Annotated in this window: 24 protein-coding genes; 12 read left to right on the top strand and 12 right to left on the bottom strand. The window is 70.9% G+C overall.

All coding sequences use genetic code 11. The annotated features are described in order from the left end of the window. Positions 1-66 precede the first annotated feature (66 nt). The 5 genes from mqnE to ACH4U8_RS43260 all read left to right on the top strand — a co-directional run bounded on the left by mqnE (position 67) and on the right by ACH4U8_RS43260 (position 5,069). Positions 67-1,230: an aminofutalosine synthase MqnE gene (gene mqnE / locus ACH4U8_RS43280; protein WP_360311845.1), complete on the top strand. Its 1,164-nt coding sequence runs from the start codon at positions 67-69 to the stop codon at positions 1,228-1,230. A 130-nt stretch (positions 1,231-1,360) separates the two neighbouring features. After that, positions 1,361-1,744: a hypothetical protein gene (locus ACH4U8_RS43275; RefSeq protein WP_395783943.1), complete on the top strand. Its 384-nt coding sequence runs from the start codon at positions 1,361-1,363 to the stop codon at positions 1,742-1,744. Continuing rightward, positions 1,737-2,807 carry an SUKH-4 family immunity protein gene (locus tag ACH4U8_RS43270; protein ID WP_395783941.1) on the top strand — a complete coding sequence of 357 codons (1,071 nt, stop codon included), beginning with the start codon at positions 1,737-1,739 and terminating at the stop codon, positions 2,805-2,807. The genes ACH4U8_RS43275 and ACH4U8_RS43270 overlap by 8 nt, the downstream gene beginning before the upstream one ends. A 119-nt stretch (positions 2,808-2,926) precedes the next feature. Next, on the top strand, positions 2,927-3,235 hold the full coding sequence (locus ACH4U8_RS43265) for a DUF4229 domain-containing protein (protein WP_379991018.1): 309 nt from the start codon (positions 2,927-2,929) through the stop codon (positions 3,233-3,235). Between the two features lie 502 nt (positions 3,236-3,737). Continuing rightward, positions 3,738-5,069, top strand: coding sequence for a dicarboxylate/amino acid:cation symporter (locus tag ACH4U8_RS43260; protein WP_395783939.1), 1,332 nt, complete (start codon positions 3,738-3,740; stop codon positions 5,067-5,069). 62 nt (positions 5,070-5,131) lie between these two features. Here the strand turns inward: ACH4U8_RS43260 and ACH4U8_RS43255 are convergent, their stop codons facing one another. Then, positions 5,132-6,142 (bottom strand): helix-turn-helix transcriptional regulator, encoded by a 1,011-nt coding sequence (locus ACH4U8_RS43255; protein WP_395783937.1) that lies wholly within the window; start codon positions 6,140-6,142, stop codon positions 5,132-5,134. A gap of 74 nt (positions 6,143-6,216) precedes the next feature. Here ACH4U8_RS43255 and ACH4U8_RS43250 point away from each other — a divergent pair, with 74 nt between their 5' ends. The 3 genes from ACH4U8_RS43250 (at position 6,217) to ACH4U8_RS43240 (ending at position 9,238) form a co-directional block, all read left to right on the top strand. After that, positions 6,217-7,944 (top strand): MFS transporter, encoded by a 1,728-nt coding sequence (locus tag ACH4U8_RS43250; RefSeq protein ID WP_379992783.1) that lies wholly within the window; start codon positions 6,217-6,219, stop codon positions 7,942-7,944. Between the two features lie 244 nt (positions 7,945-8,188). Beyond that, positions 8,189-8,707, top strand: coding sequence for a GNAT family N-acetyltransferase (locus tag ACH4U8_RS43245; protein ID WP_360311859.1), 519 nt, complete (start codon positions 8,189-8,191; stop codon positions 8,705-8,707). Between the two features lie 27 nt (positions 8,708-8,734). Next, a complete protein-coding gene (locus ACH4U8_RS43240) occupies positions 8,735-9,238 on the top strand; it encodes a DUF4186 domain-containing protein (protein WP_360311861.1) in 504 nt (167 codons plus the stop codon). Positions 9,239-9,269: 31 nt separating this feature from the next. On the opposite strand, the gene ACH4U8_RS43235 is transcribed toward ACH4U8_RS43240, so the two are convergent. The 4 genes from ACH4U8_RS43235 to mca all read right to left on the bottom strand — a co-directional run bounded on the left by ACH4U8_RS43235 (position 9,270) and on the right by mca (position 12,263). After that, complete coding sequence (locus ACH4U8_RS43235) at positions 9,270-10,268, bottom strand: fibronectin type III domain-containing protein (protein ID WP_395783935.1); 999 nt, start codon at positions 10,266-10,268, stop codon at positions 9,270-9,272. 120 nt (positions 10,269-10,388) lie between these two features. Further along, a complete protein-coding gene (locus ACH4U8_RS43230) occupies positions 10,389-10,856 on the bottom strand; it encodes a hypothetical protein (RefSeq protein WP_379990884.1) in 468 nt (155 codons plus the stop codon). A gap of 196 nt (positions 10,857-11,052) precedes the next feature. Further along, positions 11,053-11,286, bottom strand: a complete 234-nt coding sequence (locus ACH4U8_RS43225; protein WP_360311867.1) for a hypothetical protein — start codon at positions 11,284-11,286, stop codon at positions 11,053-11,055. Positions 11,287-11,408: 122 nt separating this feature from the next. Next, positions 11,409-12,263: a mycothiol conjugate amidase Mca gene (mca, locus tag ACH4U8_RS43220; protein ID WP_360311926.1), complete on the bottom strand. Its 855-nt coding sequence runs from the start codon at positions 12,261-12,263 to the stop codon at positions 11,409-11,411. A gap of 178 nt (positions 12,264-12,441) precedes the next feature. On the opposite strand from mca, the gene ACH4U8_RS43215 reads away from it, so the two are divergent. Continuing rightward, entirely contained in the window at positions 12,442-12,828 is a 387-nt protein-coding gene (locus ACH4U8_RS43215; RefSeq protein ID WP_360311869.1) for a DUF4307 domain-containing protein, read from the top strand. Positions 12,829-13,101: 273 nt separating this feature from the next. Continuing rightward, a complete protein-coding gene (gene greA / locus ACH4U8_RS43210; RefSeq protein ID WP_360311871.1) occupies positions 13,102-13,599 on the top strand; it encodes a transcription elongation factor GreA in 498 nt (165 codons plus the stop codon). A gap of 76 nt (positions 13,600-13,675) precedes the next feature. On the opposite strand, the gene ACH4U8_RS43205 is transcribed toward greA, so the two are convergent. From ACH4U8_RS43205 to ACH4U8_RS43190, 4 genes are all read right to left on the bottom strand, one after another. Next, on the bottom strand, positions 13,676-14,509 hold the full coding sequence (locus ACH4U8_RS43205) for an ABC transporter permease (RefSeq protein ID WP_360311928.1): 834 nt from the start codon (positions 14,507-14,509) through the stop codon (positions 13,676-13,678). A 130-nt stretch (positions 14,510-14,639) separates the two neighbouring features. After that, positions 14,640-15,671 (bottom strand): ATP-binding cassette domain-containing protein, encoded by a 1,032-nt coding sequence (locus tag ACH4U8_RS43200; RefSeq protein ID WP_395783933.1) that lies wholly within the window; start codon positions 15,669-15,671, stop codon positions 14,640-14,642. Positions 15,672-16,022: 351 nt separating this feature from the next. Beyond that, positions 16,023-17,246 carry a threonine ammonia-lyase gene (ilvA, locus tag ACH4U8_RS43195; protein WP_395783931.1) on the bottom strand — a complete coding sequence of 408 codons (1,224 nt, stop codon included), beginning with the start codon at positions 17,244-17,246 and terminating at the stop codon, positions 16,023-16,025. Between the two features lie 70 nt (positions 17,247-17,316). After that, positions 17,317-17,814, bottom strand: coding sequence for a MarR family transcriptional regulator (locus ACH4U8_RS43190; protein WP_360311877.1), 498 nt, complete (start codon positions 17,812-17,814; stop codon positions 17,317-17,319). 297 nt (positions 17,815-18,111) lie between these two features. Between ACH4U8_RS43190 and ACH4U8_RS43185 the strand changes: the two genes are divergently transcribed. Together ACH4U8_RS43185 and ACH4U8_RS43180 are read left to right on the top strand one after the other, a co-directional pair. Continuing rightward, positions 18,112-18,597: a hypothetical protein gene (locus ACH4U8_RS43185; RefSeq protein ID WP_395783929.1), complete on the top strand. Its 486-nt coding sequence runs from the start codon at positions 18,112-18,114 to the stop codon at positions 18,595-18,597. Next, a complete protein-coding gene (locus tag ACH4U8_RS43180) occupies positions 18,594-19,304 on the top strand; it encodes a hypothetical protein (RefSeq protein ID WP_395783927.1) in 711 nt (236 codons plus the stop codon). Before ACH4U8_RS43185 ends, ACH4U8_RS43180 begins: the two co-directional genes overlap by 4 nt. Positions 19,305-19,321: 17 nt before the next feature. Here ACH4U8_RS43180 and ACH4U8_RS43175 read toward each other — a convergent pair whose 3' ends face one another. From ACH4U8_RS43175 to ACH4U8_RS43165, 3 genes are all read right to left on the bottom strand, one after another. Beyond that, complete coding sequence (locus ACH4U8_RS43175; RefSeq protein ID WP_395783925.1) at positions 19,322-20,470, bottom strand: cystathionine gamma-synthase; 1,149 nt, start codon at positions 20,468-20,470, stop codon at positions 19,322-19,324. A 77-nt stretch (positions 20,471-20,547) separates the two neighbouring features. Continuing rightward, the gene (locus ACH4U8_RS43170; RefSeq protein WP_395783923.1) at positions 20,548-21,297 is read right to left on the bottom strand and encodes a hypothetical protein; all 750 of its coding nucleotides are present in this window, start codon (positions 21,295-21,297) and stop codon (positions 20,548-20,550) included. Between the two features lie 168 nt (positions 21,298-21,465). Then, positions 21,466-22,302, bottom strand: a complete 837-nt coding sequence (locus ACH4U8_RS43165) for a hypothetical protein (protein WP_379990881.1) — start codon at positions 22,300-22,302, stop codon at positions 21,466-21,468. Between the last annotated feature and the right edge of the window lie 186 nt (positions 22,303-22,488).

Below are 22,488 nucleotides of genomic sequence, written 5' to 3'. Positions count from 1 at the left end.
CACCGGGCGTAACCTCGTACGAGCCGTGCAGCGGCAAACGAGAAGATCTAGAGGGAGTGCCGACACATGGACGCGGGCCTGCGCAAGGAGATCGAGGACAAGGTTTTCGCCGGGGAGCGCCTCAGTCGTGAGGACGGCATCGCGCTCTACGCGAGCGACGACCTGGCGTGGCTCGGCTGGCTCGCGCACCACGTGCGGACGGTGAAGAACGGCGACAAGGTCCACTTCAACGTCAACCGCCACCTCAACATGACCAACGTGTGCAACGCGTCGTGTGCCTACTGCTCGTTCCAGCGCAAGCCGGGCGAAAAGGACGCGTACACGATGCGGATCGAGGAGGCCGTGCGGCTCGCGAAGGAGATGGAGCCGGACGGGATCACCGAACTGCACATCGTCAACGGCCTGCACCCCACCCTCCCGTGGCGCTACTACCCGAGGTCGCTCAGCGCGCTCAAGGAGGTGCTGCCGAACGTCGCGCTCAAGGCGTTCACCGCGACCGAGATCCACTGGTTCGAGAAGATCTCCGGCCTGTCCGCGTCGGACATCCTGGACGAACTGATGGACGCGGGCCTGGAGTCGCTCACCGGCGGCGGCGCGGAGATCTTCGACTGGGAGATCCGGCAGCACATCGTGGACCACGACACGCACTGGGAGGACTGGTCGCGGATCCACCGGCTCGCGCACTCCAAGGGCCTCAAGACCCCGTGCACGATGCTCTACGGCCACATCGAGGAGCCCCGGCACCGGGTCGACCACGTCATCCGGCTGCGCGAACTCCAGGACGAGACCGGCGGCTTCCAGGTCTTCATCCCGCTGCGCTACCAGCACGACTTCCACGACAGCAAGGACGGCATCGTCCGCAACCGGCTCCAGGCCCGGACCGAGATGGCCACCGGCGCCGAGGCGCTCAAGGTGTTCGCGGTCTCCCGGCTGATGTTCGACAACGTTCCGCACGTGAAGTGCTTCTGGGTCATGCACGGCCTGGCCACCGCGCAACTCGCGCTCAACCACGGCGCGGACGACCTGGACGGGTCGGTCGTGGAGTACAAGATCACCCACGACGCGGACGACTTCGGCACGCCGAACAAGATGACCCGCGACGACCTGCTGGAGCTGATCCGCGACGCCGGCTTCCGCCCGGTCGAGCGCAACACCCGCTACGAGACGCTGCGCGAGTACGAGGGCCCGGACCCGGCCCGGCGGGACGTGCCGCAGCCGATGAAGCTCTGATCTCGCACCGGCGACATCGGTAGGGCACGGGGGAGGGCGTAATGGGGGACACCGCGCGTGCGGCCGCCGCCCGATTCCTGCGGGAGGCGGGGACGGCGGGCGCATCGGCCCTGCTGCGGCTGTATCCGCTGTGGCCGGCGACCTGGACGAATACGAGGACGACGACCGTCCACCGCCGCCGGACGCGTGGTGCCAGGTGCGGATCGGCGCGTTGTCCGGGGACATCGACCCGGTGCCGGCCGCGCGCGACGGCCGGGTCCGCGGTTGGTATCGCGACGTCGACCCGGAGCCGTTCGCGGTCGGCACCGGTCCGTCCACCCTCGCCTTCGCGTCGTGGATGATCACCCGGGTCCGGGCCCACGACCGCGAGTTCGCGCTCACCCGCGACTACGACGGCCTGGCCGAGATCATGACCGCCGTGCCGGGCACCCTGGATCCGATCACGGTCGAGGGGCCCGCCCCCTACCGGCCGAACGTGTTCGACGATCAGCCCGGAGGGCTGCTGTATGGCTGACGCGCTGCGTATCCCGCTCACCCGGACGGACGCCGAGGAGTGGTTCGCCGAGGTGATCCGGTACGACCTGCCCGAGGTCGGGCACGAGCCCACCCGGCGCTTCCTGGCCGAGGTCGGACTGCCGCGCGAGGCCGCGCTGATCCGGTTCGATCCGGGCGGCTTCCGGGACGGACTGATCGTGCTCGGCGCGTACGGCTCGCCGCGTACCTCGCCCCGGGCGGTGCTGCTCGACGGCGGGACCGGTCGGGTCTTCGCCGAGGAGCGGTCGGCCCACGGCCGGGAGCCGATGTCGATGGACGTGTCCACCCTGGTGCGCAACGCCGGTCTGGTGGAGGCGATCCGGACCGGTCGCGGCCCGGTGCGCACCGGCGAGGAACTGATCGATCTGCTCGGCGAGACCGAACCCGAGCTGGATCCCCGGAACTCGTTCTGGCACACCTCCTTCGCACTGTGGCAACTGCGTCGGGCGGCGGTGCCGGGCGAGGGCCTGGCGGTGCGGATCACGCCCGAGATGCTCGACCTGGTGTACGAGAACGAGTTCTCCGGCTACGAGGAACAGCACCTGCCGGCCGCGATCGTGCACGAGCCGACCCGACGCTTCCTGCTCGACATCGGGCTGATCGACGCGTGGGCGTACCTGGACATGCGCAGCGACGACAAACCGCTGCCGACCCTGGCCGAGTTGATCGCCGAGCGCCGGGCGGACTGGGACGACGAACCGGAGCCGCCGCCGGACGCGGAGCACCTGGTCGTGCTCGGCTATGTCAGCGAGGACGGCGACCTGCTCGTGGACGGTCGTACCGGGGTGGTTCGGCGCTGGTACACCGGTGCCGACGAGCCGGGGATGGACACGCTCAACACCGATCTGTCCACGCTCGCCTTCACCATGTGGGTGATCGGGCGGATGCGCCGGCAGGGCGAACGCTTCGGGATCCGCATCCACGACGTGTGGGAGCCGATCGTGGTCGACCTGCTGTCCTCGGTCGATCCGCTCGCGTGGGCCGAGCCGAGCAGTTACTGGGAGAACATGATCCTGGACGGCGTCCACGGGCTCGGCCCGTGACGCGTGGCGGGGCCCGGCTCCGCGCTCCGAATCCGGGATGCTTGACTGGAGGGGACGGCCCGACTCGCGTCGACCGCCACCCGTACGTACCGCTCTGGCCAGGGGAACCGAAGGTGACCATGTCGAATCCCACGCTGCGTTACTCGCTCTACCGACTCGGCATCTTCGCCGCGCTGTTCGCCGTGGTCATGGTCGTGTTCGGGCTCTTCGACCTGGACGGCAGAGGGAACATCTTCATCGCGATCGCCGTCGCGGCGGCCGGGTCGGCGGTGATCAGCTACAAGTTCCTGAACGCGGAGCGGGACGCGATGTCCGAGGCGCTGTACGAGCGGGTGCAGCGGGCGAAGCAGCGGATCGCCGAGGACAACCGCGCCGAGGACGAGGCGGTGGCCGCCCCGGTCACCCGGATCGCCAAGGAAGCCTCCTAGGCTGCCGAGTTCGCGAGCCTCCGAGCCTCCGGGCCCGGGATTTCGTGGGGTTTCGCCGCCTTGTCGAGGTCGGGGAAGCCGCTTAAGCGAGGTGTGGCCGGCGGTGTCCGTGGGTGTCCGGCGGTGTCCGTTCCGTAATTCTTTGCGTTTATCGGTTTAGTGTCGCTATCCTCACTCTCATGTTTGGTGCAGGCGACACGCAGTTGACGGACCCGGCGGTGGGTTTCCCGCTCGTGTCCCGTCGGCACGTCGACCTGGGCCGTTGCGCCACCGCGCTGTGTTGCGGCTGACTGCCGCCGTGCCCCCGTCGGGCTGACGCCTTCACGCTCGTCGCCCCCGACCGCCCGCACGCCGGCCTCCTGCGGCCGTTCTGCGCGAAGTCTCGGTGTAACGCTTCTTCGTAGTTCTTCCTGTGGGCACTTTCGTGCCAATTGATGCGCAGGTCCACGGCCGCTCCGTACCGCCACCCCCGTCCCCACGGTGCCCGTTCAGGAGCCCTGCCTTGTCTGCTGTGGATTCACTCAAGTCCCTGAAGAGAACCCCCTTCTCGGCTCAGATCGCCGCCGGCCTCGTGCTCGGTGTGGTCCTCGGCTTCATCGCCAAGGAGTACAGCGTCTCGTGGCTGACCGAGACGCTCGACCAGATCGGCACGATCTTCGTCCAGTTGCTCAAGCTGGCCGTACCGCCGCTGGTGTTCACCGCGATCCTGGTCAGCGTCGTCAACCTGCGGAACGTCAACAACGCCGCGCGGCTGGCCGCGCGCACACTGCTGTGGTTCCTGATCACGTCGCTGATCGCGGTGGCGATCGGCCTCACCATCGGCCTGATCACCAACCCCGGCGACGGCTTCAAGCTGCCGGCCGACCCGGGCAAGGCGCCGAAGACCAACGGTGACTGGCTCGACTTCCTCACCGGCATCATCCCGACCAACATCGTCACCGCGTTCTCCGAGGTCAAGGTCCTGCAGATCGTCTTCCTGGCGGTCGTGCTCGGCTCCGCGATCCTGTCGGTCGGCGCCAAGGCCGAGCCGCTGGTCAAGGGCGCCGAACTGGTCCTGGAGATCATCCAGAAGGCGCTGTGGTGGGTCATCAAGCTGTCCCCGCTGGGCACGCTGGGCCTGATCGGCACCTCGGTCGCCACCTACGGCTGGGACCTGATCAAGCCGCTGGGCACGTTCACCGCCGACATCTACATCGGTTGCGCGCTGGTGATGTTCGTGGTCTACCCGCTGCTGCTCGCGCTGGTCGGCAAGGTCAACCCGCTGAACTACTTCAAGGGCGCGTGGCCGGCCATCCAGCTCGCGTTCGTCTCGCGCTCCTCGGTCGGCACCATGCCGGTCACCCAGAAGGTCACCGAGCGCCTCGGCGTCCCGAAGGACTACGCCTCGTTCGCGGTGCCGTTCGGCGCCACCACGAAGATGGACGGTTGCGCCGCGGTCTACCCGGCGATCGCCGCGATCTTCGTGGCCGAGGTCTACGGCGTGAACCTGGGCATCAAGGAATACCTGCTGATCGCGTTCGTCTCGGTGATCGGCTCGGCGGCCACCGCCGGTCTCACCGGCGCGATCATCATGCTGACCCTCACGCTCAGCACGGTGAACCTGCCGCTGGCGGGCGTCGCGCTGCTGCTGGCGATCGACCCGATCCTGGACATGATGCGCACCGCCACCAACGTGGCCGGGCAGGTGGTCGTGCCGATCCTGGTCTCGGCGCGCGAGAAGACGCTGGACCTGGAGATGTACAACAACCCGCGTGACCTGGAAGCGCCCGACGAGCCGGCCGCGCCGCACGTCCCGCTCCAGAAGACGGCGGAGCGCGAACCGGTCTCGGTCTGACGCTCCCGCTCGACAGGCGCCCCCGATCCCCTCGTGCCGAAGGGGTCGGGGGCGCCGTCGTGTCAGGACGCGGGGACGGCGGGCGCGGTCGCGTCGCCCGCCGGGTCCGGGTCGGCGCCCGGGGTCGCGCCCGTGTAGCGCCGGGCCAACCGGCGGATGTAGGCGACCAGTTCGGGCGGGTCCTCGACCTCGAAGTCGGCGTCCAACAGGCTGATGTAGACGGCCAGGTTCTCGATGCTGGACGCCCCGGTCTCGAACACGCAGGTGTCGTCGTCGACCACCGCGAACGAGCCGAAGGCCGGTGGCACCCGATCGGCCACCGAGGCGATCGGCGCACGCACCAGCACCCGGGCCCGGACCTGGCCGCGCGCGCTCTCCACGCCCTGGTTCACGAAGGCCGCCACGTCGCCGTCGGCGGGCAGTTCGCGCGGCGTGAAGCGGGGTCCGTGCGGCGGGCGCGGGGTGATCCGGTCCATCCGGAAGGTGCGCCAGTCCTCGCGCTTCATGTCCCACGCGACCAGGTACCAGCGGCCCATCCGGTGCACGAGCCGATAGGGCTCGACCACCCGCGAGGTCTCCTTGCCGTCGTGCGAGCTGTAGCCGAAGCGCAGTTGCTCGTGGTCGCGGCAGGCGCCGGCCAGTACGGTCATCACGTCCATGTCCACGGCCGGACCGGTCTGGCGAACCGGGACGGTGTACTTCTGCAGTGCCTTGACCCGGCGGTGCAGCCGGGACGGGAGCACCTGGTCGAGCTTGGTGAGCGCGCGCAACATCGCCTCGTCCATGCCGTCCACGACGCTGCCCGCGGCGATCCGCAGGCCGACCACGACGCTGACCGCCTCCTCGTCGTCCAGCAGCAGCGGCGGCAGCGCCTTGCCGGCGCCGAGCCGGTAGCCGCCGACCACGCCGCGCCGCGCGTGCACCGGATAGCCCAGGCCGCGCAACCGCTCGATGTCGTAGCGGACCGTGCGCCCGCTCACGCCGAGGCGTTCGGCCAGTTCCGGGCCGGTCCAGTCGGGCCGCGTCTGCATGAGCGAGAGCATGCGCAGAAGTCGCGCCGAGGTTTCCAACATGAGCCGCAGTCTGCCGGCTTCGGCCGACCGAAACAGGAACGAATCCTGCCTCTTTCGGATTTAGCCTCGGAGACGTGGAAAACAGCGGCGAGAAGACCCTCGCAACCCCGATCTCCCCGTCCTCCGTAGGCCCCAGGCAGCGCTGGCTCGGACTTCTGGCGGTGCTGGCCGCCACCTTGATGAACCTGCTCGACTCCAGCGTGGTGGGCGTCGCGGCGCCCGCGATCCGGGCGGATCTGGGCGGGGGATACGCCAGTATCCAGTGGATCGCGGCCGGTTATACGCTCGCGCTCGCGGTGGGGCTGCTCACCGGCGCGCGGCTCGGCGACATGTACGGCCGCAAGTTCATGCTGATGGTCGGCGTGGTCGGCTTCGTGGTGCTCTCGGTGGCCTGCGCGCTCGCCTGGTCGCCGGAGACGCTGATCATCGCGAGGGTGCTCCAAGGCCTGCTGGGCGCGCTGATGATTCCGCAGACCTTCGGCCTGCTCCGGGACCTGTTCCCGCCGGCCGAGATCGGCAAGGCGTTCGCGGTGTTCGGTCCGGCGATCGGGCTGTCCACGGTGCTCGGGCCGATCGTGGCGGGTGTGCTGGTGGACGGCGACCTGTTCGGCACCGGGTGGCGGATGATCTTCCTGATCAACATCCCGCTGGGCGCCTTCGCGCTGCTGATCGGCCGGCGCACGCTGCCGAAGGTGGCGCCGAGCGAGGCGGGCGGGCGGCTCGACGTGGGCGGCATGCTGATCGCCGGGGTCGGTACCTTCATGCTCGTGCACCCGCTCGTGCAGGGTCGCGAACTGGGCTGGCCGACCTGGTCGTTGATCGAGTGCGCGGTGTCGCTGCCGGTGCTCGGCGCGTTCGCGGTCCACCAGTTGCGGCGCGAGGCGGCCGGTCGGGTGCCGCTGATCAGGCTGGGTGTCTTCCGTCGGCGGTCGTACGCGTCGGGCGTCGGGTTCGTGATGGTGTTCTTCGGCGCGATCGTCGGGATCTCGATGGCGATCGGCCTGTTCCTCCAGCTCGGCCTGGGCTACACCCCGACCCGGGCGAGCCTGACGATGGGCGCGTGGGCGCTCGGCGCGTTCGTCGGCTCGGGCTTCAGCGGGGTGACGATGGGCAAGCTGGGGCGGCGCATCCTGCACATCGGGCTGGCCGTGATGGCGGCGGGCATCACCTGGATGTACCTGGTCTTCGACCACGCCGGGGTGGACGTGGGCACCGGCGACCTGCTGCCCGCGCTCGGGCTGTTCGGGCTCGGCATGGGGATGATCTTCGTCCCGGTCTTCGACATCATCATGGGCGAGGTCGAGGACCACGAGGTCGGTTCGGCGTCCGGGGCGCTCGAATCCCTCCAGCAGCTCGGTGCCTCGCTGGGCATCGCGGTCCTGGGCACGGTGTTCTTCGGCGTGATCGGCGCCCAGGCCACCCACAACTTCGACGACGAGGCTGCGCCGAGGCTGCGCACGGAGCTGACCGCGGCGGGTGTCCCGGTGAGCACGCAGGACGCGATCGTGGCCGGGCTCCGGGCGTGCGTGGACGACCGGGAGAACGCCACCGACCCGGACCGGCTCCCGGCGAGCTGCACCACCGTCCCGGTCACCCCGGCCTCCGCCGAGGCGGTCGCGAAGGCGGGCGCCGACACCCACGTCCGCTCCTCGGTCGACGCGGTCGAGCGCACGACGCTGCTGGCCCTGGGCCTGACGGCGGTCGCCTTCGCCCTGGGCTTCCTCCTCCCCAAGCGAGCCCGGGAAAACCAAGCCCCCGTCCCGGACCCGTCCCCCACCCACCACGAGCCGGCCCTGGTCTGACCGCGGCCCCACCCCCGATCGGCGCGGCGCCCCTCCCCGGGGCCCGCGCCGATCGCCGTTTCGACCCGGACTCGGCCCGCCGACGGCGACCGTCGCCGGGTGCTCGCGGTGCCGCGCTTCCTCGAACGCGGCCGAGCGCGGCTCCACATGCGGGGTCACCGCACGCCCGCTTCCCGAACCACCGTGTTCCGGGGTTGTCCGGGGCTCGTTCGGACACCGGGCGAAGGCGCGCGAGAATGGTTGTATGACAACGCCCGTCCGGCTTTCCGCGATCGATCTCGTCACGTACACCCCCGGTCTGGCCGCGTTGCTCGTGGACGCGGTCGAGGACGGGGCCGGGGTCGGGTTTCTCGCGCCGTTGCCGATCGACGCGGCCGCCGAGTGGTGGGCGGCCCAGGGGACCGAGATACGCAGCAATCGCACCGCGGTCTGGGTGACCGCGGACCACGAGGGTGTCACCGGGACCATCCAGCTCCGATTCGCCGGCATGCCGGACAGCCGGCATCGCGCCTCGGTGTTCGGACTGCTGGTCCACCGGCGCGCCCGAGGCAACGGGATAGCCCGCGAACTGCTGTCCACCGCAGAGCAGTTCGCCGCCGCGGCGGGCCGCAGCCTGCTCACCCTGGACGCCCGGACCGGCAGCGACGCGGAGCGGTTGTACAAGAGCGCCGGCTGGGTCGAGTCGGGCGCCATCCCCGCCTATGCCGCGGACCCGTCGGGCGTGCTGCGTACCAGCACGCTCTTCCACAAGTACCTGGGCTGAGCCGGACGGGTTACCGTTGGAGGCGATATGACAACCAAGACCTCCAAGGGCGCCAGGCCCGAGCCGCTCGACGCCCGCCTGGACGCGATCGGCAAGCTGCCCTCCCGCGCCAAGTTCCACCTGCCCGGCCGGGAGCGTACGGTCGCCGTGACGTTGGGCGAATCGGGTGTGCGCTGGTACGCGTACGACCTGGTCGCGCGTCGCCTGGGCCCCGCGAAGCCCAGCAAGGAAGGCCGGCAGACCCCGTACCGCGGGCACCCGGTGTTCGTCGCCCAGCACGCCACCGGCACCTGCTGCCGGGGCTGCCTCGAAGAACTGCACGCCATCCCCAAGGGCCGGCCGCTGGACAAGGCCGAGCTCAACTACGTCGTCAACGTCATCTGCCTGTGGCTGACCCGCGAGATCGGCCCGGTCGCCAAGCCGAGCGGTCGCGCGGCCCGCGCCCCGCGCTCGGCGATGCCGACCATCCCGGAGAACCCGACGGGCTCCACCAGGTCCACCCGCGCGACCCGCGCGGCGCGCTCGCGCTGACCATCGTCCGGGCCGCTCCCGAGGCTCGTCCTCAGGAGCCGCCCGGCCCGCTCGGTGCGGGTGCCGCCGGAGCCGGGCCGCCCGAGGGCGGGTCCGTCAGGGGCAGGTCGGCGGAGAAGGCACCCCACTTCCCGTCGGGCAACTGGCCGCGGATCTTGAGCACATGCCCGGCCACCGGCCGGTCGCCCAGCGGAAGGCTGTACCGCGCCGTCCCGGGCGGCGGGGCCACGCCCCACATCACCGTGGTCAGAAACTTCCCGTCCAGGTAGACCTCGTAGCTCGCGACCGTCCCGTCGACGTCCGGCGGTGTCCAACTCAGGTCGACGTAGGTGCCGTCCTCCGCGCTCCGGGGCACCGCCCGCAGCCCCGTCGGCGCGGTGTCGCGACCGTCCCCGGCGCCCTGCTCGGTGACCACGGTCACCGCGTTGCTCTCCGGCGACTTGTTGTCCGCCGCGTCCCGGGCGGTGACGGTGAAGCGGTACTCGGTGCCCGGTTGCAGGCCGCTGACCACCGCCGTGGTCAGGCCCCCGGCGACGCTGTGCACCCGCACGCCGGCCTGCCAGATGTCGTAAGCGCTCACCCCCACGTCGTCCGTGGCGGCCTCCCACGCCAGCGTCGCGCCGGCGGACCCGCGGGCCTGCCCGCGCACGTCGCGCGGCGCGGTCGGCGGCACCCGCTCGCCCTGGGCCACGGACAGCGTGGTGGCCGGCACCGCCGCACTGGCCGGTGACACGTTCCCGGCCCGGTCCCGCGCCCGCACGGAGAACGAATACGCGGTCCCCGGGGTCAGCCCGCCGACGTCGACCATGTGCCGTCCGCCCTTCACGTCCAGCACCTTCGCGTCCCCGCGATACACCTCGAAGACCGCGACGTCCGGATCGGCGCGCCACATCACGTGCACCGTCACCGAACTCGACGCGAGCGCGCTGACCTCACCGGGCACCGCCGGCGCCGAGGTGTCCTTCCCGTCCCCGGAACAGCCCACCGCCCCCAGCGCAACGACCAACCCGGCCAAGCCGATCCATGCCATTCGTCGCGCCACGATGCCTCTCTCCAACGAGAGCAAATTGGTCTAGACATATATGACACAGCATCCGCCCCACGAACAAGAGACGAAGCATCGCGCTTCTCGATCATTCGGTCTTCGGGGCTACTTGCTCAGCGTGTTGGCTCCCACGATGAACAGTCCGAGCAGCATGTCCACGCCGCCGACCCGGCAGGCCGCGGCCCAGCTCCGGCCGGCCACCCGGGCCGCCGACAGGCCCCAGCCGAACAGGGTCGCCGTGTTCAGGAGCAGCACCACCTCGATCGCGGCCTCCTCGCCCCACCACCCCGCCCGCGCGCCGAGCAGCGCGGCCACCGTCGGCAGTACCGCGGCCACCAGCGGCCACTCGGTCAGCACGGACCGCGCGGTGCTCGCGGCGACCGCCGTCGGGTCTGCGGTGCGGTGCGCGATGGCATGCGCGTAGCCGTGCGCCGCGGCCGACGCCAGCGCCGCGAGCAGCACCCACAACGCGTCGTAGCCGGGGTTGGGCACCCCGCTGTCCTGCGTCAGGGCGGCGGCCATCGCACTGGCCAGCACCGTCCCGTACACGCCGCCGAACAACAGTCGCTGCACGGGCTCGGCCCGCCGGCCGGGCGCGCCCGATGCACCGGAGCCGCCGAAGCGCCTGGAGCCGCCGAACAAGATCCCACCTCCCGAAGACCCACAAATCATGTCATTTCGGAAGGCGAGGCAGGGCGCCGGGGCGACTCGACCCGTCGGATTCGGGTGGCGGAGCACTCCGGAGTGCGCCCGCGGCCCCCTCGCCCGGTCAGGCGCCGGGGGTGTCCTCGTCGCCCTTGGCCGCTTCCCGCGCGGCGAGGGACGGGCGGGGGGTGTCGGCCGGCCAGTTGCTCTGGTTGACGTTCACCCGCTTGAGCTGCTTGTTCATCGACTTGAGCAGGAGCCAGGTGGCGACCGCGATCGCGGCGACCACCACGAACCCGAGCAGGCCGGGCGTGACCTTGCTCTCCTCGACCGCGAGCTGGAGCGCGAGCGGTGTCATGACGAACTACCTCCTGGATGGGAACCCCTGGTGAACAAGAGTGACATCCGATCGGCAGGACGTATGCACCGAGGGCCCGGAGAGAAGTTCCCCGGGCCCTCGTTCGGACGATTTCCCGACCGTCAGTGCCGCACGCCGACCCGGACGCCCGCGAACAGGTCGTCCTCGGGCAGGTCGGTGTCCACCAGCGAGCGGACCAGTTCGTAGTCCTCGGTCGGCCACACCTCGCGCTGCACCGAGATCGGCACCCGGAACCAGAAGCCGTCCGGGTCCACCTGGGTGGCGTGCGCGATGAGCGCCCGGTCGCGGGTCTCGAACCAGTCGGCGCACGGGATGCGGGTGGTGATGTCCCGCTCGTCGCGGTCGCCCCACCGCTCCAGCCACTCGCCGTACGGCGACTCCAGGCCGCGGCTGAGCATGCCCTCGTGCAGCGCCTCGATCCGGGCCCGGGAGATGCCCTGGTTGTAGTACAGCTTCAGCGGTTGCCACGGCTCGCCGGAGTCCGGGTACGCGTCCGGGTCGCCGGCGGCGTCGAAGGCCACCATGGTGATCTTGTGCGTCTGGATGTGATCGGGGTGCGGATAGCCGCCGTTCTCGTCGTACGTGGTGACCACATGCGGACGGAACTCACGGATCAACCGGACCAGCGGCTCCGCCGCCTTGTCCACGTCCAGCACCGCGAAGCAGCCGTCCGGCAGCGGCGGCAGCGGGTCGCCCTCGGGCAACCCCGAGTCCTCCCAGCCCAGCCACGCCTGCTGCACGCCCAGGATCGCGCGTGCCGCGTCCATCTCTTTGCGGCGTACCTCGTGAATATTGGCCTCGATCTCCGGGTTGCCCTGGAGAGCGGGGTTGAGCACCGAGCCGCGTTCGCCGCCGGTACAGGTCGCGACGAGGACCTCGGCCCCCTCGGCGACATAGCGCGCCATGGTGGCCGCGCCCTTGCTCGACTCGTCGTCGGGGTGCGCGTGCACCGCCATCAGCCTCAGCCGATCGTCACTCACCGGAACGTCGCTCCTCATCCGTGCCCCGTGTCCCAGCCGCCGGGTCGTACCGCCGGGACCTGTCGAGGGCCGCTCTTGCACCGGACATATAGTGGCCGATAGATCTCGCTCGGGCGCAAACCCGAACCCGTCCCGCAGGAGACCAGGAGACCCGGTGAGCGCAACGCCCGTCACCCGTTACGGCAAGGGCGCCACCCGAAGCGATCGCAAGCTGCGGATCGCCTTCGCGGTTTTCATGGTCGTGCTGGTGGCCGGGACGGTGTGGATCGGCCTCGATGTGGCGAACCCCGGCGTGCGCGGGTCTATTCCGAGCTTCAGGGTCACCTCGGATTCCTCGGTCGAGGTCCGGGTGGAGATCCGCAAGGACGCCGACAAGGAAGCCGTCTGCGTACTGCGCTCGCGCGATCGGGACGGCGCCGAGGTGGGCCGCCGCGAACTGCGCTTCGCCAAGGGCGACAAGCGCATCGAGCGCACCGAGACGCTCCAGACGGCGGGCCGGCCCAACACCGCCGAGCTGGAGGATTGTCACACCGTCGGCTGATCGGCCGGCCGGGTGCCGGGCAGGGGCCGGCCGCCCGAGCCGCCGGATGCCGCCCGAGTCCGGGTGACTGCCCGAGACGTCGGGAGATTGTTACTCTCGAAGCTTCGTCCCCTCACGACCCGAGGTGTTCACACCGCGGACGGTGAGGGGGCGCTGGTATATGTGACCCCTCCCGTGCCGCCCGGGCTCGTCCCGAGGGCCCGTCGGGTCGCGTGTACCTCTTTCGTACGCACCGTGTACGCAACCCTGTCGCAGACCTACGAGGAGCACCCCGTGACCCAGACCAGCGAAAGCGTCACCTGGCTCACCCAGGAGGCGTACGACCGGCTGAAGGCCGAGCTGGAACACCTGTCGGGTCCCGCCCGTTCCGAAATCGCCGTGAAGATCGAAGAGGCCCGCCAGGAAGGCGACCTCAAGGAGAACGCGGGCTACCACGCGGCCAAGGAGGAGCAGGGCAAGCAGGAGCTGCGGATCCGCCAGCTCATCGGCCTGCTCCAGAACGCCAAGGTGGGTGAGGCCCCCGCGGACGACGGCGTGGTCGAGCCCGGCATGGTCGTCACCGTGATCTTCAACGGCGACCGGGACGACCCCACCACCTTCCTGCTCGGCTCGCGCGAGGACGCCGTGAGCGACGTGGACGTCTACTCGCCGCAGTCCCCGCTGGGCAAGGCGATCAACGGCAAGTCGGTCGGCCACCAGGCCACCTTCGCGTTGCCGAACGGCAAGAGCACCAGTGTCGAGGTCCTGGCGGCCAAGCCCTACAAGGGCTGAGCAACGACCCGAAGCGGCCCGCGCTCCCGGTATTCGGGAGCCGGGCCGCTTGCGTTCTCCCGGGCGAGGCCCGTGCTCAGCCGGTCGCCCGGAGGTACTTGCGGACCGCGAGCGCTCGGAAGAGCACGATGATCAGGGCCGACCAGAGCAGCGAGGCCCAGACCGGGTGCTGCATCGGCCAGGCGTCGGACTGCACGACGCCCGGGTTGCCGAACAACACCCGCGCGGCCTGAACGGTCGCGCTGAACGGGTTCCATTCGGCGATGTGCCGCACCCAGGGCGTCATCTGGCTGGAGTCCACAAAGGCGTTCGAGATGAACGTGACCGGGAACAGCCAGATGATCCCGCCCGAGGTCGCCGCCTCCGGGGTTCGTACGGACAGCCCGATCAGCGCGCCGATCCAGGTGAAGGCGTAGCCCAGGAGCAGCAGCAGGCCGAAGCCGGCCAGCACCCGCCCGGCGGTGGTCGGATCGGCCGATCCGGTGCGCCAGCCCACGATCAGCGCGACGACCGCGAGAACGAGCATCGTGATGGCGGTCTGGACGAGATCGGCCACCGTGCGGCCGGTCAACACGGCACCGCGCGCCATCGGCAGCGAGCGGAACCGGTCGATCAGCCCCTTCTGCATGTCGTCCGCGATGCCGGCGGCCGATCCCGCGGTGGCGAACGTGACGGTCTGCGCGAAGATGCCCGCCATCAGGAAGTCTTTGTAGACGTCGGCGTCGGTACTGCCACCGACGTTCATCGAACCGCCGAAGACGTACGTGAACAGCACCACGAACATCACCGGCTGGATGACGCCGAAGAGGATCATCTCCGGAATCCGGGTCATCCGAATCAGATTCCGGCGGGCGATGACCAGGGAATCGTGGATGGAGCGCGCCACATCGCCGCGGGCGGCGGGTGCCAATGTCTTCGACGCGAGGGTTGTCGTCTCGGTGCTCACCGGCCCTCGACCTCCAGTCCGGTCGGGTTTCGCGGCGCGGCCGCGGGGGTCTGGGTCGGCAGGGCCGTCACGGCCGTTACTGCCATCGCTGCCATCACTGCTTCACCGCCTTGGCACGGCCACGCTGCGGGCCGTCCTCGCTCGGGTGCTCGTCGTCCTCGTCGCCGGTGCCGGTGTTGCTCTCACCCTCTGTGGCATGGCCGGTCAGCGAGATGAACACGTCGTCCAGGGTGGGCCGGCGCAGCCCGATGTCGTCTATCTCGATGCCACGCGCGTCGAGTTCGCGGATGATCTCGGCGAGCAGCTTGGCGCCGCCGGTGACCGGGACGGTGATCCGCCGCTGGAGCTTGACCACGCCCAACTCGCCCTTGCCGAACGAGGTCAGCATCTCGCTCGCGTCGGCGAGGCGCTCCGGATCGTGCACGACCACCTCGACCCGCTCGCCGCCGACCTTGGCCTTGAGCTGGTCGGCGGTGCCGCGGGCGATCACCTTGCCGTGGTCGACCACCGCGATGTCGTGCGCGAGGTGGTCGGCCTCCTCCAGGTATTGCGTGGTCAGCAGCAACGTGGTGCCGCCCGCGACCAGTTCCTCGATCACCCGCCACAACGCCATGCGGTTGCGCGGGTCGAGCCCGGTGGTCGGCTCGTCCATGAACATCACCGGCGGGCTGACCACGAGCGCCGCGGCCAGGTCGAGCCGGCGGCGCATGCCGCCCGAATAGGTCTTGGCGGGTCGGTCCCCCGCCTCGGACAGGTCGAACTGGGTGAGCAGTTCGTCGGCCCGACGCTTGGCGTCTCGACCGCTGAGCTGGTACAGCTCGCCGACCATCCGCAGGTTCTCCCGGCCGGTCAGATACTCGTCGACGGCGGCGAACTGGCCGGACAGGCCGATCGAGCGGCGGACCGCGTTGGGGTTCTTGAGCACGTCGTGACCGGCCACCACGGCTCGCCCGGAATCGGGTTCGAGCAAGGTGGTCAGCACACGTACGCATGTCGTCTTGCCTGCGCCGTTCGGTCCGAGCAGGCCCAGGACGGTGCCCGTGGGCACACTCACGTCCACGCCGTCGAGCGCTCGGACCGAGCCGAAGGTCTTGACGAGACCTTCGGCGACGATCGCTTCCTGCATATCGGTGGATCACTCCTCGTGCGGATGGGGCATGGGGGCGGGCCGATCGATTCAGATCTCCACCATGCGCCCAACGCACCGAGCATGCGACCGTTTTTCTCCGGAAGCGTAACTCTGCGTATCCGGTCGACGGCGCTTCCGTGATCGCCCGCTCGTGCGTCGACGACCCCGACTGCCTCTCGGCCGCGTCCTCCGTGGACGGACATGGCTTGGCTTGCCAGCCAAGCACACGGCACCGACAATGCGACGACGACCCCGAACGGCCGACCCGGCGATGCTCTCCTGCGGGCGCGGATCGGCACCGGCCCCGGCGGCTCGACTCCCGTCGACGGCTCGGCGCTCGCCGACGGTTCAGCTCTTGCTGACCGTGTACCCCGCGCCGTACAGCGCCTCGACCACGGCCGCGCAGTGGCTGCGGCCCTTGGTCTCCAACTGCAGGTCCACGTCCGCCTCGCCGACCCGCAACGTCGCGTCGGTACGCACGTGCGACACCGCCGCGATGTTGGCGTCGGTCTCCGCCAACCGGCCCAGCAGGGTGGCCAACGCGCCGGGGCTGTCCGGAATGCGCACCCGCAGCGACAGGTAGCGCCCGGCCGAGGCCAGGCCGTGCCGGAGCACCCGCAACATCAGCAGCGGGTCCACGTTGCCGCCGGACAACACCGCCACCACCGGGCCCTCGATCGGCTCGTCGGACTCCAGCAGCGCCGCCACCGACGCGGCGCCGGCGGGCTCGACCACCAGCTTGGCCCGCTCCATGCACAGCAGCAGGGCCTGCGACAGGGATTCCTCGCCCACCGTGCGGATGCCGTCCGTGTGCTCGCGGATCAGCGCGAACGGGACCTCGCCGGGGCGGCCGACCGCGATGCCGTCGGCCATCGTGCCGAACGACGGCAGCGACACCGGTGCGCCGGCGGCGAGCGAGGGCGGGTACGCGGCGGCCGACGCCGCCTGGACGCCGATCACCTTGACGTCGGGGCGAAGTGCCTTGACCGCGACGGCGATTCCGGCCAACAGGCCGCCGCCGCCGGTGCCCACCAGGATGGTCTTGACGTCGGGGCACTGCTCCAGGATCTCCAGGCCGACGGTGCCCTGACCGGCCACCACGTCGCGGTGGTCGAAGGGGTGGATGAACACCGCCCCGGTCTCGTCCGCGTACGCGCGCGCGGCGGCGAGCGCGTGCTCGACGTTGTCGCCGCCCAGGATCACCTCGGCGCCGTACGAGCGGGTCGCGGCCACCTTGGGCAGCGGCGCGCCGGCCGGCATGAACACGGTGGACGCGACGCCCAGGGTGCGGGCCGCGAGCGCGACGCCCTGGGCGTGGTTGCCGGCGCTGGCCGCGACCACGCCGCGGGCGCGCTCGGCCTCGGACAGACCCGCGATCCGCACGTACGCGCCGCGAATCTTGAAGGACCCGGTGCGTTGCAGGTTCTCGCACTTGAGGTGGACCGGCGTGCCGATTCGGTCGGTCAGCGCCCGACACGGCCTGATCGGGGTCTCGCGAATGACGCTCTCCAGCATCTTTCGCGCGATGCGGATGTCGTGGAGGGTCACCGTGGCCGGGGCTGGGCTGCTCATACGCCGAGTGTCGCACCAACCGCCCGTGCGGATGCGCCGGGTCTCCTTCCGCCCCGGTGGTCCCGGGAGTTCAGGAGCCGGCCGGGTTGCGGCTCTGCCGGCGCTCCATCGAGGCGTTGAATCGGGTGAGCAATTCGGTGAACCGCTCGCGGTCGTCCAGGCTCCAGCCCGCGCAGATCTCCGCCATCAGGCGCTGCCGGGCGTTGCGCACCTGGTGCAGCCGATCCCGGCCCTCGGCGGAGAGTTCGAGCAGCACGGCGCGGCCGTCGTCGGGATTGGGCACCCGATCCACCAGGCCCTGTTCGACCAATGGGGTGACCTGCCGGGTCACCGTGGACGAGTCGATCGTCATCGCCTGCGCGAGGGCCTTGACGCCCATCGGCCCGCCCGTCTCCAGCCGGCCGAGCAGCAGGTAGGCCGCCCGGTCCATCGAGTTGCGCAGTTCGCCTACGGCACCGAGCCGGGTCTGCTCGGCGCGGCGCGCGAACAACGCCACCTCGTGCTGCAGGCGGTCGTAGAGCGGGTCGGCAGAGCCGGTGGGGTCGTCATGGGCCTGGTCCGCTGTCATCGCCGCTCGTTCGTCGATCGGATGTGGTGCTCCGAAGGATATTGCGCGGACCAAGATCGGCGGGCCCGACCGCTCGATTCCACCCCCCTTCGAGGGCCGCACGTTTTACCGTGGCGACAACGAAGTGTGGTGTCGTCGTCGCGCCCGGTGGGGGATCGGCCGGCGGCGACAGCCGACAGGGGCCGACATGTCGCGATACGCGACTACCCGAACAGGTGTGGGGCAGCAACACAAGTGAGCGGCGACGGCAACGGGCCGGCCCCAGGGCATCCGCTCGGCAGACCTGCGGGAGGGACCGTGCACAGGCGCGACGCTCGCGAGTTCGATCTCTTCGTGCAGACCGTCGGCACCCAACTGTTGCAGGCCGCCGACCTGCTCACCGGCGACCGCCGACGCGCCGAGCGCCGGGTCGAGCGGGCTCTGGCACATGCGTGTGTGCACTGGAACAGATCGCCCGGCCAGGATCCGGTCCGCACCGCGTGGCGGGCGCTGATGGCCGGATACCTGGACCCCTGGCGGCCGGGGCCGCGCGGCTATCGGGGCGAACTCCCGGACGGGGGCGAACCGTTCACCACGCTGGATCGACTCGGCCGGGTCGAGCGGGCCGCCGTGGTGCTGCGTTTGTACGCCCGCCTGGACGAGTACGACGCGGCCGAGGCGCTGGGGTTGCCGATCGAGACGGTGGCTCTCGCGTGGCGGCGCGGGATGGCCCGGATGCCGGCCGCCGACCTGCCGGCGCCCGATCGCGCGCGGTCGGTCGCGAGCGCGGAACCGATCCGATGAGCGTGACGGCGCCGACGCCGGGGGCGGCGGACCCGGAGGAGATACCCGAGCCGCCGCGGTTCCCGTACCGGCCGCTGCCCGCGAACCTGGCCCACCGGGTACGGCGGCGGGCGTACCTGCACCGGCTGCGGCACCTGCTCGCCTCGGGCCTGTTGGCCGGTGCGGCGATCGGGGGGTGGCTGGCCACCCCGGGGACCGGCGGCGGAGGCGGGTTGCCGCCGGCGCCACCGGCCCCGACCCCGCTGTGGCCGGTCGAGAACGAGACGCCGCGGTCGCCGCGGACCGACGTCGGGCTCGGCGGCGCGGTGTGGATCGGCGACGCGGGTCCCGAATACGGTTCGTCGTGGTGTCTGGGCAGTGTGACCGAGCCGAGCGAACCGACCGCGCCGGGCGCGCCGATCTGCCACTTCCTGCCGACTCCCGGCCGGCTGGACACGATGGCCCTGGACCCGGGCGTGTACGCGCCGACCGGGCGGCGCCTGGTGGTCGCGGTCCTGGTCGGCCAGAGCATGCCCGCCCCGGCGGTACGCGGCGAACTGCGCGAGGCCGCCGGCGCGCAACAGATGCGCCTGGACCGCCCGCCCGGCCTGCCCGGCGTCGCCTACCTGTGGGCGTTCGCCACCGACACCCCGGTCTCGATCACCGTCTACGACGAGACCGGCAACCTGGTGACCGCGTGCTCGGCGTGCTCGGAGACGACGCGTTAGGCAGGCCGGTCGGAGGGTCAGCGCAGCGCCTGCTCCAGGTCCGCCAGCAGGTCGTCGGCGGACTCGATGCCCACGGACAGCCGGACCAGGTCGCCGGGCACCTCCAGCGGCGAGCCGGCCGCCGACGCGTGGGTCATCCGGCCCGGGTGCTCGATCAGCGACTCGACGCCGCCGAGCGACTCGCCCAGGATGAACAACTCGGTCCGGTTGCACACCTGTACGGCGGCATCCTCGCCGCCGTCCACCCGGAACGACACCATGCCGCCGAACGCCTTCATCTGCTTGACCGCGACGTCGTGTCCCGCGTGCCCGGGCAGCCCGGGATACAGCACCTCGCGCACCCTGGGGTGGCGCGACAGCAGGTCCACGACCCGCTCGGCGTTCGCGCAGTGCCGGTCCATCCGGACCCCGAGGGTCTTGAGACCGCGCAGCGTCAACCACGCGTCGAACGGCGCGGGCACCGCGCCCATCGCGTTCTGGTGGAACACCAACTCGGCGGCCAACGCGGTGTCGTTCACCACGAGCGCGCCGCCGATGACGTCGGAGTGCCCGCCCATGTACTTCGTCGTGGAGTGCACCACGACGTCGGCGCCCAGCGTCAGCGGTTGCTGGAGGTAGGGCGAGGCGAACGTGTTGTCCACCACGAGCAGCGCCCCCGCGTCGTGCGCGACGCTCGCCAGCGCGGCGATGTCGGCGACGCCGAGCAGCGGGTTGCTCGGCGTCTCGCACCACACGAGCCGGGTCACGCCCGGCCGGATCGCGGCGCGCACCGCGTCGAGGTCGCCGGCGTGCGCGGGGGTGTGGTCGATGCCCCATCGGGAGGCGACCTTCGCGAAGAGTCGGAAGGTGCCGCCGTAGGCGTCGTCCGGGATCACCGCGTGGTCGCCGGGTGCGCACAGGGAGCGCAACAGGCAATCCTCGGCGGCCAGACCGGACGCGAAGGTCAGTGCCCTGGTGCCGTTCTCCAGGGCCGCGATGCACTCTTCGAGCGCGGTACGGGTCGGGTTGCCGGAACGGCTGTACTCGTAGCCGCCACGCAGCCCGCCGACGCCGTCCTGCTTGTACGTGGACACCTGGTAGATCGGCGGAACCACGGCCCCGGTCAGCGGGTCGGGTTCCTGCCCGGCATGGATCGCCAGGGTCTCAAAGCCGTGCGATTGGGTCATGACCGGAACGTTAGTCGCCCGGACGGGCGGGCGCTGACGCGTCACTCGGGCGAGGGCGCGCGTTCGGGCGGACACCGCTACCGGCGCAGCAGACGGTCCAGCATCAGGCGGGCCGCCTGGGTGGTGCGGGTGCGTACCTCGGGCATGCGGTCGGCGGCGGGGGCGCTGAAGTAGGCGGACATCACCACGGTGTCCTTGCGCAGCGTCAACACGACGTACGGGTACGGTCCGCCGCCGCCCTTGGGGTACATCAGGCCCTCCTCGGCGAACACCTCGTCGGCCTCGGCGAACGGGGGTTGCTCGGCGCCGGGGGTGTCCTTGGCCTGGGTGCCGTCCGTGTAGGTGCGGGTCGGGCAGCGGTCCTTGACCTGGTGCGCGTTCTGGACCTGCTCGTGCGCGCCGCGCACGTCCTTGTGCACGACCACCGTGGTGCTGCCGCTGGAGAGCACCTTGGTCTGTGCGGTGTCCGACAGTTGCACCTGGCGCACCCACTGGCCGGTGATGCTCGGTGCCAGCGGCACGGTCTGCTGGGTGCAGTCGGCGGCGTAGTCCGTCCAGGTCTCGCCGGCGAACTCGTAGGTGCCCTGCTTGGCGAAGCCGGTACCCCAGTCCTCCGGGGTGAGGGCGAGCGAGGCGGCCAGGGCCTGGGCCTGTTCCGGGGTGCGGCTCGGCGGTGCGGACGTGGCCGGCGTGGCGGACGGACGGGTGGTGGTCGGGCCGGGGCCCTTGACCACCGGGGAGGTGCCGGTGGGCGCGCCGTTCGGGGTGATCGCGAACGGGTCGTCGCCGCCGTCGGCGCAGCCCGCGAGCAGCAGGACGCCCAGCACCGGACCGATCGCGCGAACCGCCGCCCGGTTTCCGCCGCCTGCGCGTATGGCGCCCGTGCGTATGCCGCCTGTGCGTATGCCGGTGCCTTTGCGTATGCCTGTGCCATACATGCCGACGACCCCCCGTGAAGCGTGGAGCCCCATGGTAATCAGCGTGGTCGCGCCGGGTCAGCGCAGTTGCGTCCGGGTGCGCACGACCATCCTGGCCAGTGCGTCGATGGCCTGGTCCTTGGCCGACTCGAAGGTCTTGTCGCCTCGGTCCACGACCGCCGCGGTGAGCACCATCTGGCCTTGACGGGCCGTCACCCATACGTACTGGAAGGGCGATCCGCCGCCCTTGGCGAACCACTTGGCGCGCGCCAGGTGCACCTCGTCGATGCCCGGCACGGTCAGGTCGTAGACCTGGATGTCGTTCAGCTTCTCGTCTCCGACGAGCACCTGGTTGGGGCAGCGTCGGCCGTCGGCGATACCGATCCGCATGTCGGTCTGCGCCGCCGCGGTGCTGGAGTAGACGGTCGCCGAGGACGTCGCGAGCGTCTTGCTCAGGTTGTCCACGCTCGGTTGGCCGTCCGGGATGTACACGTAGCGCGACAGGGTCGCGAGCGCGCCCGCCGTGGTGCCCTGGACGACCTGCTTGCAGTCGGTGCCGGTGACCACCCGATCCAGGCCGCCGTACTCGTAGTTGCGCTCCTGGGGGACGTAGGTCGGACCCCAGTCCTTGGGCACCAGGGCGACCCCCGCGACCAGCGTCTTGGCCTGCGCGGCGCTCAGTTGCACATCGGCGCGGGTGGTCGTGGTGGGGCTCGGGGGCGCGCTGGTCGTCGGCGGCGCGGAGGTGACCGGGTCGAGCGGGGGAGGCGGCGGCGGACCGGGCCGATCCGTACTCGCGCTCGCACTGGGCGAGTCGGTCGCCCCCAGGCCGAACGGACCGCTCTTGGACGAACCCCCCTGGCACCCGACCACGAGCGCACCGCTCACGATCAGGGCCGCCCCCACCGCCGTCACCCGCATCATGGAATGCCCCCGATTCCCAACGTCGCCTCGACCCCATTGAAGCCGCTGCCGAAGCCTCTCGTGCGCGAACGCCCGCACTGCGGGCCCATTTCGACGCGATCCACGACCTCGGCGCGGCCGTCGTTCCGGCCCTGGTCGGGGTCTACGCGGGTTCCGTGTGAATTCCATGGGAGTGGG

Source organism: Embleya sp. NPDC020886 (assembly GCF_044333915.1).
In the GTDB taxonomy this organism is placed as follows: Bacteria; Actinomycetota; Actinomycetes; order Streptomycetales; family Streptomycetaceae; genus Embleya.
Note: the sequence above shows the minus strand (reverse complement) of the source record. Positions and strands in the feature narration are given on the sequence as shown.

Coding starts and splice junctions, on each gene's coding strand:
- mqnE (WP_360311845.1), top strand. CDS start 67: ATGGACGCGGGCCTGCGCAAGGAGATCGAGGACAAGGTTTTCGCCGGG.
- ACH4U8_RS43270 (WP_395783941.1), top strand. CDS start 1,737: ATGGCTGACGCGCTGCGTATCCCGCTCACCCGGACGGACGCCGAGGAG.
- ACH4U8_RS43265 (WP_379991018.1), top strand. CDS start 2,927: ATGTCGAATCCCACGCTGCGTTACTCGCTCTACCGACTCGGCATCTTC.
- ACH4U8_RS43255 (WP_395783937.1), bottom strand. CDS start 6,142: ATGTTGGAAACCTCGGCGCGACTTCTGCGCATGCTCTCGCTCATGCAG.
- ACH4U8_RS43245 (WP_360311859.1), top strand. CDS start 8,189: ATGACAACGCCCGTCCGGCTTTCCGCGATCGATCTCGTCACGTACACC.
- ACH4U8_RS43240 (WP_360311861.1), top strand. CDS start 8,735: ATGACAACCAAGACCTCCAAGGGCGCCAGGCCCGAGCCGCTCGACGCC.
- ACH4U8_RS43235 (WP_395783935.1), bottom strand. CDS start 10,268: ATGGCATGGATCGGCTTGGCCGGGTTGGTCGTTGCGCTGGGGGCGGTG.
- ACH4U8_RS43225 (WP_360311867.1), bottom strand. CDS start 11,286: ATGACACCGCTCGCGCTCCAGCTCGCGGTCGAGGAGAGCAAGGTCACG.
- mca (WP_360311926.1), bottom strand. CDS start 12,263: ATGGCGGTGCACGCGCACCCCGACGACGAGTCGAGCAAGGGCGCGGCC.
- ACH4U8_RS43200 (WP_395783933.1), bottom strand. CDS start 15,671: ATGCAGGAAGCGATCGTCGCCGAAGGTCTCGTCAAGACCTTCGGCTCG.
- ilvA (WP_395783931.1), bottom strand. CDS start 17,246: ATGAGCAGCCCAGCCCCGGCCACGGTGACCCTCCACGACATCCGCATC.
- ACH4U8_RS43190 (WP_360311877.1), bottom strand. CDS start 17,814: ATGACAGCGGACCAGGCCCATGACGACCCCACCGGCTCTGCCGACCCG.
- ACH4U8_RS43180 (WP_395783927.1), top strand. CDS start 18,594: ATGAGCGTGACGGCGCCGACGCCGGGGGCGGCGGACCCGGAGGAGATA.
- ACH4U8_RS43175 (WP_395783925.1), bottom strand. CDS start 20,470: ATGACCCAATCGCACGGCTTTGAGACCCTGGCGATCCATGCCGGGCAG.